A 13,620-nucleotide genomic window follows, 5' to 3' on the forward strand; every position below is an offset into this window, starting at 1 on the left:
CATTCATAAAACAGCTTTAAAATGGATTTAAAACAATACATTCGGGAGATACCCGATTACCCTGAAAAAGGGGTTAATTTCAAAGATATTACAACGCTTTTGAAAGACGGTGACGCTTTTAAAGCAGTGGTCGATCAGGTATGCTCGCATTTCGAGGGGAGGGGAATAACCAAGGTGGTTTCGCTTGAGTCGCGCGGTTTTATTGTTGGCGGTGCATTGGCTTATCACCTCGAGGCAGGCTTTGTGCCGGCTCGAAAAAAGGGAAAGCTGCCCGCCGAAACAATTGAGCAAACTTACGAATTGGAGTATGGAACTGATACCATAGAGGTGCATCTGGATGCCCTTTGCGAGGACGATGTTGTGTTGATTCATGACGATTTACTGGCGACAGGCGGAACGGCTTTGGCAGCCCTCAAGTTGGTTCAAAAGATGAAAGTCAAGCAGGTTTTCTTCTCATTCATCTGCGATTTGAAATTCATTGAAAATGGCAATAAAGCGCTCCTGGACGAATACGAAACACACAGTGTTGTGACATATTGATGGTTGAAAAAAATGCCAAAGGAAGCGTTGAAAAATGGTAAAAACAGAACGGATATTCTTTGAGGGGATATCCGTTTTTTAGCTTTGTAAACTTACAGCATTCTAAAATATTTTGTCAGTGGATAGTCGATTGGATTACCTGAAAAAGCTCGTTTCTGTATTGCCGGATCAACCGGGAATCTATCAGTATTTCGATAATACGGGGAAGATTATTTATGTGGGGAAAGCGAAAAATCTGAAGAAGCGTGTCGCTTCCTATTTTGCCAAAAATCACGATAACCGGAAGACCGTTTTATTGGTTCGGAATATTTACGACATCAAACACATGGTGGTGGAGACGGAGCAGGATGCGCTGCTACTTGAAAATAATTTGATTAAAAAATATCAGCCACGCTATAATATACGGCTTAAAGATGATAAAACTTATCCGTGGATTGTGATCAAAAATGAGGCATTCCCGCGGGTGTTTCAAACGCGGAATGTGATTCGCGACGGCTCGCAGTATTTTGGTCCCTACACTTCGGTTATTGCGGTGCGAACTCTGCTCGATTTATTTCGGCGATTCTATCGACTTCGAACCTGTAACTTGAACCTGCAAAAGGAAAATATTCAGGCTGGAAAATATAAGGTATGTCTGGAGTACCATATCGGGAACTGCCTTGGTCCGTGCGAGGGTTTCCAGGAAGAGTCGGACTATTCCCGGTATATCGATGAAATCCGGGATATTTTGAAAGGCAATATCGCTGGCGTGATCAAATATCTTCGGGAAATGATGAAAACTTTTGCCGAAAATTATAAGTTTGAGGAAGCCAACCAGGTGAAGATTAAACTTGATGCACTGGAGAAATTTCAGAATAAATCGACGGTGGTCAGTTCAACGATTACGGATGTGGATGTGTTCGGAATTGAGGTTGTGGAGAAGTCGGCTTTCGTCAATTATTTGAAGGTGATTAACGGAGCGATCGTCCAAACTTATACCGCAGAAATTAAAAAGGCGCTCGACGAATCGCCCGAAGAATTGTTGGCTTATGCGATCGTAGATATCCGACAAAAAATTTTCAGCAACTCCAGAGAATTGCTTGTTCGGTTTAAGCCCGATATCGAACTGAATGGGGTGGAGTTTAAGGTTCCTATCCGCGGCGATAAAAAGAAGCTGCTGGATTTGTCGATTCGCAACGCCAAGTACTTTCGGATGGAAAAGGAAAAACAGTACGCACAGTCGAAGCCGGCGCAAAGTGCCAATCGTATTATGGAAACCATGAAAAAGGATTTACGATTGCACGACTTGCCTATTCAGATTGAATGTTTCGACAACTCGAACCTGCAGGGCACAAACCCGGTTGCTGCTTGTGTGGTTTTCAAAAACGGGAAACCTGCCAAAAAGGAGTACCGGCATTTTAATGTAAAAACGGTTGAAGGGCCCAACGACTTTGCCTCGATGGAGGAAATTATTTATCGGAGATACAAACGACTGGTCGACGAAAAAAAGCCACTCCCGAACTTGATTATTATTGATGGTGGTAAAGGACAGTTGGGAGCAGCGCTCAATGCTTTGGAGCAGCTGAAGCTTCGGGGGCGAATTCCGATTATTGGTATAGCCAAGAAATTGGAGGAAATATTTTTCCCCGGAGATTCGGTGCCGCTGTATCTCGATAAAAATTCCGAAACCTTAAAAGTGATTCAACACGCCCGCGACGAAGCCCACCGTTTTGGAATTACTTTTCATCGGCAGAAGCGGTCGAAGAGTTTTATTCATTCAGAGCTGCAAGATATCCCCGGAGTGGGGGAGAAGACTATTCAGCATCTTTTGCGGAAATTTAAAAGCCTCGAGAATCTTAAAAAACAGGCCTATGATACAGTTGCTGCTGAAATAGGCGATTCTAGAGCCGCTAAAATCTTCGATTATTTTAAGTTAAAGTATTGATATATAGAAAATAGAGCAATAAAAAACCCGCAAAAAGCGGGTTGTGTTTCTTTATTAATCCAGATTAGTTTCGGTACTTTTGGTCACTTTCCAGTAGTCCGAGGTACGAATAGTATCTACTTTCTGCAATTTCGTTTTCAACGACTGCTTTTTTAACTTCGCAGCCCGGTTCGTGGGTGTGGGTGCAATTATTGTATTGACATTTTTCGAGCCGTTTAAAAATTTCCGGGAAATAGTGACCGATTTCATATTTGTCCATATCCAGCATCCCGAAACCTTTAATTCCGGGAGTGTCGATAATATACCCGCCAAAATGTAATTCGAACATTTCGGAGAAAGTTGTGGTATGCTGGCCCGAGAGATGGTATTCTGAAATCTCTTTTGTTTTCAGATTCAGGCTCGGTTCAATTTTATTGATGATCGTTGATTTTCCAACTCCTGAGTGTCCGGAGAAAACGTTCACTTTTCCGGTCATCCATTGCTTCAGGTTGTCGAGACCAATGTTTTTCCTGGTCGATGTTTTCAGGCAACGGTAACCAATGGCGCTGTACAGCTCAATCAGTGCATCCATTTGATTGGTTTGCTCTTTGTTGTACCGATCTATTTTGTTGAAAATCAAAGTGCAAGGTATTCTGTAGGCTTCAGCAGAGGCTAAAAAACGATCGATAAAGGTGGTGGTGGTTACCGGATAGTTGATGGTGACAACCAAAAAGGCCTGGTCGATGTTTGCCGCGATAATGTGCGATTGCTTCGACAGGTTGGGGGATTTGCGGACAATGTAATTTTTACGATCGCAAATTTCAGTAATCAATCCAACAGCTTTGGCGTTTTCATTGCCTTGTTGTTCGTCGAGCCGGAACAGAACCTGATCTCCGACTGCGACCGGGTTGGTACTTTTAATATCTTTGATGCGAAAATTCCCTTTGATTTTGCAATCAACGTGTTGTCCGGATTCAGCCTTAACGGTGTACCAACTTCCGGTCGATTTTATGACGATGCCTTTGTTCACTGGGTTTCCTGAGTTAATTGTTTCTGTTACTTTTGAAAAGTTTAATCAAATTTACGAATTTTTGTGAAACGTATTTTATCCTATAACGTGAATGGCCTGAGAGCGGCATTAAAGAAAGATTTCTTAACATGGCTGACAGAAGCCGATCCGGATATTTTATGCCTGCAAGAGACCAAAGCACAGGCGGGGCAGATGAGTGAAGAGGAGTTTAGAGCTTTGGGATATCATTTTTATAGCTTCTCGGCTCAAAAGCCGGGTTACAGCAGCGTGGCTATTTTAAGTAAGGAGCCGGCGCTTCAGGTCGTAAACGGAATGGATAACCCCAAGTATGATGTGGAAGGTCGGGTGATTCGTGCCGATTTTAGCGATTTTAGCGTTATTAGTGCCTATTTCCCCTCCGGAACTACCGGTGGTCCCAGACAAGAGTATAAAATGGATTTCTTGGCCGATTTTACAGCCTATTTAAATGAGCTTCGCAAAAGCTTACCGAATTTGGTTATCTCCGGCGATTACAATATCTGTCGGTTGTGGATTGATATCCATAATCCGGAGAAACAGCAGAACACTTCCGGTTTTTTGCCCGAAGAGAGGGAGTGGTTTCAGCAGTTCGTCGACCTGGGCTATGTGGATAGCTTTCGGGAGGTGATACCAGAGCCCGATCATTATTCGTGGTGGAGCTATCGGGCCGGATCCAGGGCGAGAAATAAGGGATGGCGTATCGATTATAACATGTTAACCGAGCCGCTTAAAGAGAAGATTGTTGATGCCGGTATTATGCCCGAAGCGGTGCATTCCGATCACTGTCCGGTGTGGGTAAAGCTCGATATTTAGGAGGGGAATGAAGAAAGGATGGCTGATTCTTGCACTTTTGTTTGCAAGTAAACTGCTTAGTGCGCAAAAAACGGAAGGCTTCAGTACGAAACGCTACGATCCCGATTACATTGCTTCATACTACAGCGATTTGATCGTAAGGGTGTATAATGCCGATAAAGGAAATCACCTGATCCTAAATGACCAGGAGAACTCACTGGGAATAAAATATCGTTCAAACGACAGCTTTAAGCTCGGATTGGGGGTAAACTACAAATGGTTCGGCCTTAAGATCGGGACTGACCGTTTTTTTTCCGATAATGATACCCAAAAATACGGGAACACATCCAGCTTTGGGCTTCAGAGTTATATTATTGCACGCCCTTTTATTTTAGACGTGATGGCCTTGCGTACCAAAGGTTATTATGCGACACTTCACGGCGAGCAGGCCAGGCAGTTTCAGACGGTGGATGGTGTTTATGACCGGATGGGCAATTTGAAGACTACCAATCTGGGGGTTAATTTCATTTATGTTCTCAATTCGAAACGATTTTCGTATAAAGCAGCCTTCAATCAAACCGATTTGCAATTGAAAAGCGCCGGGTCTTTCTTATGGGGAGTCGGGGTATCGTCGCTGAAGATTGAAAATGGAAAAGGCATCATTCCAACAGAAATCAGCACTGCTTATTTTGTCGATTGGGCCGAGTTGGTCCTCTTTCATTCTTATTCATCTTACGGAAGTTTTGGCTATGCTTACTCGTTGGTTCCTTTTCCCAAGGCCATTCTTACTGCTTCAACATCGGTACAAATAGGCGTGCGTTTTAACAAGATGAAGTATGTTGACCAAGGGATTGTACGGCAACAGAAAGCCGGAATCGGTGGCGAAATTCGGCTTTCCGGAGGCTATCATTTTCCATGGTTTTATGTGGGAGCCTCCTTTGTGCAAACGCAATTTAATTCCGATGTTCGGTTTAGGGGGATGCAAATTGCCAACGGAACCAGTTTTCTGGAGTTTACCCTAAGTAAAAGGATCAAACTGTAGCAGCCTGATCCTTTTGTTATCGGTATGTGAAGCTCGTTATTCCCAGTCCAGAATAATTTTTCCGCAGTTGCCTTCTTCCATGATGTCGAAGGCTTTTTGGAAATCATCAGCTTTCAGGCGGTGGGTGATCACCGGAGAAATGTCGAGTCCGGAGGTCAGCATCATTTCCATCTGATACCAGGTTTCGTACATTTCGCGGCCATAAATTCCCTTGAGGGTGAGGCCTTTAAAAATCAATTTGCTCCAGTTAATTTGGGTTGTCTTGGGTAACAGACCCAGTAGCGATATTTTACCGCCGTTGTACATGTTTTCGACCATATCGTTGAAAGCAATCGGCGATCCGCTACACTCCAGGCCTATGTCGAAGCCGGCAACCATACCCAGACTGCGCATAGCATCCTGCACGTTCTCTTTCAAGGGATCAACGACAAGCGTTGCACCCATCTGGCGGGCCAGTTTGCGACGGTAGGGCGATAGGTCGGTACCTACAATATTGCGGGCTCCGGCAAAGCGACATACCGCCGTAGCCATCGCTCCAATGGGGCCGCCAATACCGGTAATAAGTACATCTTCGCCCAGCAGCGGGAAGGAGAGTGCCGTGTGCGTTGCATTTCCCAGCGGATCCATGATCGAGAGCAACTCATCGGGAATGCGGCTGTCGATTTTCAGAACGTTTTTGGCCGGAACCGAAATATATTCGGCAAAACCACCATCGCGTTGTACGCCAATGCCGATGGTGTTGTCGCAAATATGCTGACGTCCCCGGCGGCAATTGCGGCAAAAGCCACAGGCAATGTGTCCTTCAACGGTTACCCGTTCGCCGACATGAACACGGTCCACTTCCGAACCGATTTCAACCACTTCACCCATATACTCGTGGCCAATGGTAACCGGTGTTTTAATGGTATTTTGGGCCCATTCATCCCATTTGTAAATGTGCAGGTCGGTGCCGCATACAGCAGCTTTCTTCACTTTTATCAGAACATCGTTGGGGCCAACAGCCGGCATCGGAACATCTTCTATCCAAAGTCCGCGTTCCGGTTTGCTTTTAACAATTGCTTTCATTGAAAAATACTTTTGTTTTAAATGCAAGTTAGGCGAATATAGAAGTTTAAATGAAGGACTAAAGTCATGTTTTGAACCTTATTTTTGATAGCTTTTGGGGTCGAGCGCTGCCGGCGACCATTGCTTGAAGAAGCCCAACACTTTGTCCTGATCATAGCCTCCGTCGGCCTCGAGGTAGGCCGAATTTTGGGTGTGAATGCGATGGCCTTTTGCATCGAGCACAACGAATACCGGAAAGCCAAAACGCTGCGGGAAGGCCAGTTTTTCCAGTAGTGCTTCATTCTTGTTTTCTTTGCTGTAGTTCACCGCTACCACCACGTAGTTGTCGTTCAGATATTGGTTTAGTGCATCATTTTCGTGTACAAACTGGTGAAAGCGGCGGCACCATACGCACCAATTTCCGCCAATTTGCAGGAATACGTGTTTGCCTTCGGCCGAGGCTTGGCTGACGGCTGCGTCAATTTGTGCCTGAGCATCGGCTTCAGGATTGTAAATGGGCTTTAGCTGAGCCTGGCCTACCAGGGCAAAGGCTACAAAAAGCAGTACAAACAGTTTTTTCATGGCTATTTATTGAATTAAAGAATGATCATGTTATTCGATGGTTATTCCACTTTACTCATGGTGAGTTTTCCGTGTTGGATGCCTTTAATGCCAATCAGCTGATCGGCCAGTGCTGTGAGCTGAAACGAAGGGCCTTTCACGGCAACAATCTCGAGGCAGTTTTCGGTACTGATGTGGAAAAGCTGCGAGGAGAGGATCAGTTCGGTATGCGTTGCCTGGATATCCTGAATGCGGTTACGGATTTCCTTTTTGCTGAGGTTGTAAACCAGGGTGATGGCACCGGCTACGATGTTGTCGCATTTCCACTTTTTTTCGACCAGGTTTTTTTCCACCAGAAAGCGGATGGCTTGCGAACGGTTGGCAAAGTTGTTTTCCTGCACATACTCGTCCAACGCCTTCAGCAGCTCTTCATCGAGCGAAACACCAAAACGGGAAACAGGCATAATTGGTTGTTTAAAGCGCTTGTTGGCGCCGGTTAATGCGCAAAAGTAGCGTTTTGTGAGTCATTGGGCAAGGGGGCATAAAAAACCCCTGCAAAGCTTTTGCAAGGGTTTGTATGATCGGGTGGGTGAACGCTTATTTTAATTCCCAGCTGGCGCCGTCTTTGGTGTCTTTAACGACAAATCCCAGGGCGGTGAGCTCGTTGCGTATTTTATCGGCTGTTGCCCAGTCTTTGTTGGCTTTGGCATCCTGGCGCAGTTGCAGCAGCAGGTCGATGGCTGCGTTGAATGCTTCGTTGCTGCCTTCGGCTTGTTCGGGCTTTTTCAATCCAAATAAGTCGAAAACAAAGGTGTTGTAGAGGCTTTTCAATGCGTCCAGATCTTCGGCCGAAATGCTTTCCTTGCCATCCGCGATGGAGTTAATAATCTTCACCGCATCAAACAGATGGGCGATGGCAATGGGGCTGTTCAGGTCGTCGTTCATGGCGGCGTAGCATTTTTCTTTCAGCTCGCCAATGTTGACCGATGACTTGTCGGCGGGACTTAGTCCGTTCATGGTTTCGCTGGCTTTAAGCAGGCGTTCCATACCTTTTTCGGCAGCTTGCAGGGCTTCGTTCGAGAAGTCGAGCGTACTGCGGTAGTGCGCCGTAAGCATGAAAAAGCGGATGGTCATCGGATCGTAGGCTTTTTCCAGAAGAGCGTGTTCACCGCTGAAAAACTCGTCGAGGGAGATGGCATTCCCGAGCGATTTGCCCATTTTCTGACCGTTTAGCGTAATCATGTTGTTGTGCATCCAGTAGCGCACGGCATCGTGGCCGTTTGCTGCTTTGGCCTGCGCAATTTCCGCTTCGTGGTGGGGGAAGCAAAGATCCATGCCGCCGCCGTGAATATCGAAGGTTTCGCCCAGGTATTTGCAGCTCATGGCAGTACACTCGAGGTGCCAGCCCGGGAAACCGTCGCTCCAGCGCGAAGGCCAGCGCATAATATGTTCGGGGGCTGCTTTCTTCCAGATGGCAAAATCGAGCGGCGAATGTTTTTCATCCTGTCCGTCCAGTTCGCGGGTGTTGGACTGCATGTCTTCAATTTTACGGCCCGAGAGCTCGCCGTAAGGATAATCTTTGGCGTATTTTTCAACATCGAAATACACCGAGCCCTGGCTTTCGTAAGCATAACCGGCTGCCAAAATCTTTTCGACCACGGTAATTTGCTCAATGATGTGCCCTGTTGCGCGGGGTTCGATGCTTGGCGAAAGCACATTCAGCTTCTCCATGTTTTTATGATAATCGTTGGTGTACAGCTGAACAACTTCCATGGGTTCCAGCTCATCCAGACGGGCTTTTTGAGCGATTTTGTCTTCACCTTCGTCGGCATCGTTGGCCAGGTGCCCCACATCGGTGATGTTGCGGACATAGCGTACCTTATAGCCCAGGTGTTTGAGGTAGCGGAACAGTAAATCGTAGGTTACCGCAGGGCGGGCATGGCCCAGGTGAGCCTTTCCGTAAACGGTAGGGCCGCACACGTAAAGACCAACTTTGCCCTCGTGCAGAGGAACAAAAATTTCTTTCTTGCGGCTTAGCGTATTGTAGATCTGTAGTTGATTATCCATCGATTGAGAAATTTTTGCAAAGGTAGAAATTTCTCGAAAACTTGCTGCGGCTCATCCGCGATGCCTTCAATTTGAAGCTCTTTTTCAGCTTGCTGGCTCAGGTGCTTGCCTGAATGCAGCTGGAAGTCGATTATTTTGTTGGAAGGAACCTTATGTGCATTTGTTTTAAAGTGATGGTTAGGCTCGCTTATTGGACGGGAGCAGCATACAAAAGGCCGGAGAACATCCGGCCTTCTGACTGATCTGTATTTTTCAGTTTAAAACTTCATACTCAGCCCAACGGCGGTGTCGAAGCCGGTGCCGCCGCCAATTTCGAGGTTTACGCCCCAGCGGTCGCTCCAGTAGTACCGGCCGCCAATTTGCAATCCCAGGTTCAGGTCGACGCCATCGCCGCTGAGCACACCCAGGTTAGCGCCCAGGTAGAAGTCCCAGTTCGAGGGGATTTCCATCAGGCGGTTCCAGTGGTAATCCACGCGGCCAATAGCGGCAAATTTGCTGTCGTCGTCGTCCAGGATCAGTTTCAGCACCGGGCCGGCGGTCCAGTCGTTGTGAAAGGCAAAGTCGGCGCCAATGTAAAGGGGCAGGCCGTGGTTGCTTTCGCCCAGCCCAAAGTTGAGTTGTTTTTCGCCTTGTGCGAGGGGTGCCGATTGTGCAAACACGGCGGCGCTGATCAGCAGCAAGGCCATGGTGAGGAATCTCTTTTTCATGTTTTTCTGTTTTTGTATTTGTTTCTAAAAGGCTCAACAAATAAATGCTGTGTTTGATCGTACAGTGGAGCAGGTTTGAATGGTTACAAAAGTAAAAATTTAAACTTTTCGGCGGCATCACGCTTTGCGATTGATGCGGGTTTCGATTAAAACGGGCCGGTCGCCCCGCGGTTTTCGCGGCCGATGGAGGGCGCCACAGCTATGTTGCCCGGGCCCCCCGGATCGGTTTGTTGGGCTGCTATCCGGCAATGGCGGGCTGTTCTTCTTCCTGATCGAGCTGGATGTATTGGATGATATAGCTCGACAGCTGGTCGTGGCGGCAGTTTTTGTTTCGTTGTCGTTCGCAGAAGTCGAACAGGCTTTCGCAGCCGGCATCGCAAAACAGCTTTTTCAGGCGCGCATCCTCTTTAATATCGGTGTGGTGGAAAGCACTCAGATGATCAATCTTCAGGTATTGCATATCCACCTTGGTGAGGCCGCACAGTTGTTCCAGTTTTTCGCCCTCGGGGGTGCCGTCGCTGGGCAGAAACAGGAAGGTTTTAACCAGTAGTTTCCCGTCAATCAGATCGGCAACCAGGTAGCCCAGTTTACAGTCGAGTGCCCGATATTCGATGAGGTGATAGCGTTTATAACGGATGACCGTTGCGCGCAGAATGGAGTTCCGCAGGTCGAAGTACAGCTCTTTGATGGTCATCAGATCGAGCCGCTCGGCCAGCCGCTGAAAGGTGTGCGACTGCACATAAACCGGTGTTTGCAGCTGATCGTGAAAGGGGGTGTGGTCGAACAAGGCGCGGTTCATGCTTAACCATTTCAGTTGACGTTCGGGCGCGGTTAGTCCGATTGCGAAGGCCGGCCGAATATGCCCGTTGACCTTGAAATAGTGAACCGGTACTTTGTGGGTGGACACGATGAGCTGAAGTCCCTGCATGCCTTTTTTGGAGCTCTCGCTTGGAAATTCGGGGTGCACGGTAACCACGTAATTGGTGTAAGAGCTGAAGTAGGCCGAGGCATAGTGGCATATATTGGCCAACATTAACATGGCCTTTTCGTCCGCTGCGAGCAGGTTTAAACGGGTTGTGAGCAGCTCGTGCATTCGTTCGCCGTTTTCGTAGGGGTGTGTTTGGGTGGCTTCTTGCAGGATGCGCAGGTTGTAGCCCATGGTGTAAAAATCGCTCAGCGTTGTTTTCCCGTCGCTATCGTTCAGCGAAATGGTCATCTTTTTAAGGGTGTAGCTCACCATCTGGATGATTTCGTTGTATTGTTCGCGGTTGATATCGGGGCAGTTGGCCTCGGTAAACCGGAACGATGGCGTGCGCATGTTATAAAGTGCACGTTTGAGCGATTGGGGCATCAGGCCCACGAACTCTTCGCACTGGTAGGCCGCCAGAATGTTGTACATATTGCGGTAAAATACATTCATCCGGGTGCGCTGTTCTTGTTGCGAGCTGCAGTAGGCTTGTTTCTTTTTCTTTTTATTGCGGGCCATGGTTGTTTTTTTTAGGTTCAACTTCATCGGGGGCTTCAGCAGCTTCCCCCGGGCGGATGTACAGGGTGAAAACCGCCGCCAAAGCAGCGGTATAGACCGTTTGAACAACAGAATAGGCAATGTTGAAGGCCGAACAAGCTTCCGTGAGCTCTGGTGGAACCCCCGTAAGTTCTGGTGGAGCTTCCGTAAGCTCTGATGGAACCTCCGTGAAGTCTGGTGGAAGCCCCGTGAACTCTGGTCGAGCCTCCGTAAGTTCTGGTGGAGCTTCCGTGAACTCTGATGGAACCCCCGTGAATTCTGGTGGAGCTTCCGTAAGTTCCGGTGGAGCTTCCGTGAGCTCTGGTGGAGCCTCCGTAAGTTCTGGTGGAGCTTCCGTGAACTCTGATGGAACCCCCGTGAGTTCTGGTGGAGCTTCCGTAAGTTCCGGTGGAGCTTCCGTGAGCTCTGGTGGAGCTTCCGTAACTTGTTCGGATCCGTTTTTTAGCGCAGGGGTTTCATCAGCGACACCAGGCGTTTATACATCACGCCGTTTACGCCTTCCACCGACCTATAGTATTGCTTCACGTCTTTACAGAGGGGCACCAGGCCGGTCTGTTCGTCGTACATCAGCTGGTTGCGGGTGTCGCGTGCCGACGAAAGGGCGGCATCGCTCTGGCTGACGGCCTGGTTTTGGTCGTCGAGCTGCGACTCGAGGCTTTCGAGTGCTTCAACCGTTAAATCGGGATCGGTGGGGGCGTAGTTGGTTACTTTTTTCAGCAGCATCAGGTACTCGCCAAAGTTTTCTTTTAGGTGTTCGAAGCCCATTTCCGAGACAGTTGAGTAGCCCTTCAGCTTGTCGTAAACCGATTTAAAATCGGCCAGGGTGCGGGCGCTTACGCCAAACAGCGGCAGGGCCGTATTAACTTGGGTGATGCGTTTGTTCATGTCGTCGTAGGCTGCCTGGCGGTCGTTCACGGCAAAGGTGTAGTCGGCCTGGGTTTGGGTTACCGTGCGCAGGGCTGCCCGGGCCGGATCGACATGGGCTTGCAGGGTTTCAACACTCATTTGGGCTACAGGCGGGTTGTAGTTGGCGGTGGGCGATTGGATTTCGTCTAACATTTGTTCGTAAATCGATAGGTTTTTTTCGAAGCCTGTTTCAGAAGTATTCATAAGTTATAATTTTAATTAAATAGTTTGCCACACAAGTTACACACTTGACATTTCGAAGTCAATTGTTTAATTGATATGTCGTTCATGTTCTTCAACCTAAAATGGCTGCAAGCCCCGTGAAAAAACTGCTTCACGGGTTTTAACTTCTTGTAATTTATTCCGATTCTAAATAAGTTTCGGCTCTTTTTTAAGAGCTTGGGCCCCGGCATCCGGCGGGTATAATTTGACAATTCAGCCTTTACAGCTTACATTTGCCCGCGATGGTTGCAAATCAGCAGGTTTGGGCTTCGGTTCAGCCTGCCGCGAAAAGGAATGATTTTGGGGCTTGACAAGCGCCCCGGCACGCGGTTTTTTCGCCGTGGCTGTTCGGTGGTTCGGCCGCGGGCAGATGCCGGGCAGTCGGCGAGCCGGTTTTTTGAACCGGGGCCCCAACAGCGGGCAACGAAAGATGGCCCGGCGCTAAACCAAAATCAATCCAAATCGTTCAACCAACAGGTTTTAATTTGAAAAACAGCACAAAAAATCCGGATTATGCTTTTCGAACCCAAATCGTACCGCAACTGCTTTTCCCGCGAGCGCTTTCAGCCCTTCACGGTGCAATACCTCGACTACAACCTTTGGATTGGCGTCGATCCACAATCGTACAGCCCCCAAATGGAGGCCGAAGCCCTGAAGGTGCTCAGCCAAAAGGTAGACGAACTGAAGGCCTACGTGGCTGAAGAACCGTTTTTTAAGAAAAGTTTGAAACCTTATCCGGTGGCCGACAACGCTCCGGCCTCCATCGTTGAAGCAGCCCGCGCTGCCGAGTTGGCCGGCACCGGACCACAGGCTGCCAAAAGTGGTTTGATCAGCCAACTGGTGGGCGAAAGCTTGCTGGCCAGCTTCGCTCCAGATGAAATGATTGTTGAAAATGACGGAGATTTGTATTTAAAGCTTCGAGATTCGCTGATTGTAAGTATTTTTGCTGACGATTTGGAAGATTCGGGACTGATGGGCCTCGAAATCCTTCCCCAACAAACACCCCTGGGGCTGGGAACCGGTACGGGAACCAAGGGTCAGCCCATTAATCACAGCAAAGCAACGGCTGTGATGATGCTCGCCCCGAAAGGTGCGCAGGCATCGGCTCTGGCAGTGGGTATCGGCAACCGGGTGAAACGCGCCAACGATTTGGACAAGGTGCTCAAACACCTTAAGCTGATGCCCGAAGTAATTGCCGCCGTGTTTATTGTGGACGACCAAATTGCCGTGCACGGCGAAAACGAATTGAAATTGATTTTGTAA

The 13,620-nt window shown here is 48.2% G+C and carries 13 protein-coding genes; 5 read left to right on the plus strand and 8 right to left on the minus strand.

Translation table 11 applies throughout. The features are described 5' to 3' along the window. Nucleotides 1-21 precede the first annotated feature (21 nt). Entirely contained in the window at nucleotides 22-540 is a 519-nt protein-coding gene (locus C8N47_RS07080) for an adenine phosphoribosyltransferase (RefSeq protein ID WP_107821848.1), read from the plus strand. Between the two features lie 118 nt (nucleotides 541-658). Beyond that, nucleotides 659-2,464 carry an excinuclease ABC subunit UvrC gene (uvrC, locus tag C8N47_RS07085; protein WP_245915683.1) on the plus strand — a complete coding sequence of 602 codons (1,806 nt, stop codon included), beginning with the start codon at nucleotides 659-661 and terminating at the stop codon, nucleotides 2,462-2,464. Between the two features lie 64 nt (nucleotides 2,465-2,528). Here uvrC and rsgA read toward each other — a convergent pair whose 3' ends face one another. Then, on the minus strand, nucleotides 2,529-3,473 hold the full coding sequence (gene rsgA / locus C8N47_RS07090) for a ribosome small subunit-dependent GTPase A (RefSeq protein ID WP_107821849.1): 945 nt from the start codon (nucleotides 3,471-3,473) through the stop codon (nucleotides 2,529-2,531). 63 nt (nucleotides 3,474-3,536) lie between these two features. On the opposite strand from rsgA, the gene C8N47_RS07095 reads away from it, so the two are divergent. Further along, nucleotides 3,537-4,304 (plus strand): exodeoxyribonuclease III, encoded by a 768-nt coding sequence (locus C8N47_RS07095; protein WP_107821850.1) that lies wholly within the window; start codon nucleotides 3,537-3,539, stop codon nucleotides 4,302-4,304. A 7-nt stretch (nucleotides 4,305-4,311) separates the two neighbouring features. Continuing rightward, nucleotides 4,312-5,325, plus strand: a complete 1,014-nt coding sequence (locus tag C8N47_RS07100) for a DUF4421 family protein (RefSeq protein WP_107821851.1) — start codon at nucleotides 4,312-4,314, stop codon at nucleotides 5,323-5,325. 36 nt (nucleotides 5,326-5,361) lie between these two features. Here the strand turns inward: C8N47_RS07100 and tdh are convergent, their stop codons facing one another. From tdh to C8N47_RS07135, 7 genes are all read right to left on the minus strand, one after another. Further along, nucleotides 5,362-6,390: an L-threonine 3-dehydrogenase gene (gene tdh, locus C8N47_RS07105; protein ID WP_107821852.1), complete on the minus strand. Its 1,029-nt coding sequence runs from the start codon at nucleotides 6,388-6,390 to the stop codon at nucleotides 5,362-5,364. Between the two features lie 78 nt (nucleotides 6,391-6,468). After that, on the minus strand, nucleotides 6,469-6,951 hold the full coding sequence (locus C8N47_RS07110) for a thioredoxin family protein (RefSeq protein ID WP_107821853.1): 483 nt from the start codon (nucleotides 6,949-6,951) through the stop codon (nucleotides 6,469-6,471). Nucleotides 6,952-6,992: 41 nt separating this feature from the next. Then, nucleotides 6,993-7,394: a nickel-responsive transcriptional regulator NikR gene (gene nikR / locus C8N47_RS07115; RefSeq protein ID WP_107821854.1), complete on the minus strand. Its 402-nt coding sequence runs from the start codon at nucleotides 7,392-7,394 to the stop codon at nucleotides 6,993-6,995. Nucleotides 7,395-7,527: 133 nt separating this feature from the next. Beyond that, complete coding sequence (cysS, locus tag C8N47_RS07120; protein ID WP_107821855.1) at nucleotides 7,528-8,997, minus strand: cysteine--tRNA ligase; 1,470 nt, start codon at nucleotides 8,995-8,997, stop codon at nucleotides 7,528-7,530. Nucleotides 8,998-9,254: 257 nt separating this feature from the next. Beyond that, the gene (locus C8N47_RS07125) at nucleotides 9,255-9,704 is read right to left on the minus strand and encodes a hypothetical protein (RefSeq protein ID WP_107821856.1); all 450 of its coding nucleotides are present in this window, start codon (nucleotides 9,702-9,704) and stop codon (nucleotides 9,255-9,257) included. A 238-nt stretch (nucleotides 9,705-9,942) separates the two neighbouring features. Further along, the gene (locus tag C8N47_RS07130) at nucleotides 9,943-11,190 is read right to left on the minus strand and encodes a hypothetical protein (protein ID WP_146161454.1); all 1,248 of its coding nucleotides are present in this window, start codon (nucleotides 11,188-11,190) and stop codon (nucleotides 9,943-9,945) included. 480 nt (nucleotides 11,191-11,670) lie between these two features. After that, the gene (locus C8N47_RS07135; protein ID WP_107821858.1) at nucleotides 11,671-12,339 is read right to left on the minus strand and encodes a hypothetical protein; all 669 of its coding nucleotides are present in this window, start codon (nucleotides 12,337-12,339) and stop codon (nucleotides 11,671-11,673) included. A 531-nt stretch (nucleotides 12,340-12,870) separates the two neighbouring features. Here C8N47_RS07135 and C8N47_RS07145 point away from each other — a divergent pair. Next, complete coding sequence (locus tag C8N47_RS07145) at nucleotides 12,871-13,620, plus strand: hypothetical protein (protein ID WP_107821860.1); 750 nt, start codon at nucleotides 12,871-12,873, stop codon at nucleotides 13,618-13,620.

This window comes from Mangrovibacterium marinum, assembly GCF_003046625.1.
Taxonomy (GTDB): domain Bacteria; phylum Bacteroidota; class Bacteroidia; order Bacteroidales; family Prolixibacteraceae; genus Mangrovibacterium; species Mangrovibacterium marinum.

Bases quoted from the DNA above. Each gene is read 5' to 3' on its own strand.
- C8N47_RS07135 (WP_107821858.1), bottom strand. From the start codon at position 12,339: ATGAATACTTCTGAAACAGGCTTCGAAAAAAACCTATCGATTTACGAA.
- C8N47_RS07145 (WP_107821860.1), top strand. From the start codon at position 12,871: ATGCTTTTCGAACCCAAATCGTACCGCAACTGCTTTTCCCGCGAGCGC.
- tdh (WP_107821852.1), bottom strand. From the start codon at position 6,390: ATGAAAGCAATTGTTAAAAGCAAACCGGAACGCGGACTTTGGATAGAA.
- C8N47_RS07130 (WP_146161454.1), bottom strand. From the start codon at position 11,190: ATGGCCCGCAATAAAAAGAAAAAGAAACAAGCCTACTGCAGCTCGCAA.
- nikR (WP_107821854.1), bottom strand. From the start codon at position 7,394: ATGCCTGTTTCCCGTTTTGGTGTTTCGCTCGATGAAGAGCTGCTGAAG.
- C8N47_RS07110 (WP_107821853.1), bottom strand. From the start codon at position 6,951: ATGAAAAAACTGTTTGTACTGCTTTTTGTAGCCTTTGCCCTGGTAGGC.
- cysS (WP_107821855.1), bottom strand. From the start codon at position 8,997: ATGGATAATCAACTACAGATCTACAATACGCTAAGCCGCAAGAAAGAA.
- C8N47_RS07100 (WP_107821851.1), top strand. From the start codon at position 4,312: ATGAAGAAAGGATGGCTGATTCTTGCACTTTTGTTTGCAAGTAAACTG.
- C8N47_RS07080 (WP_107821848.1), top strand. From the start codon at position 22: ATGGATTTAAAACAATACATTCGGGAGATACCCGATTACCCTGAAAAA.
- C8N47_RS07125 (WP_107821856.1), bottom strand. From the start codon at position 9,704: ATGAAAAAGAGATTCCTCACCATGGCCTTGCTGCTGATCAGCGCCGCC.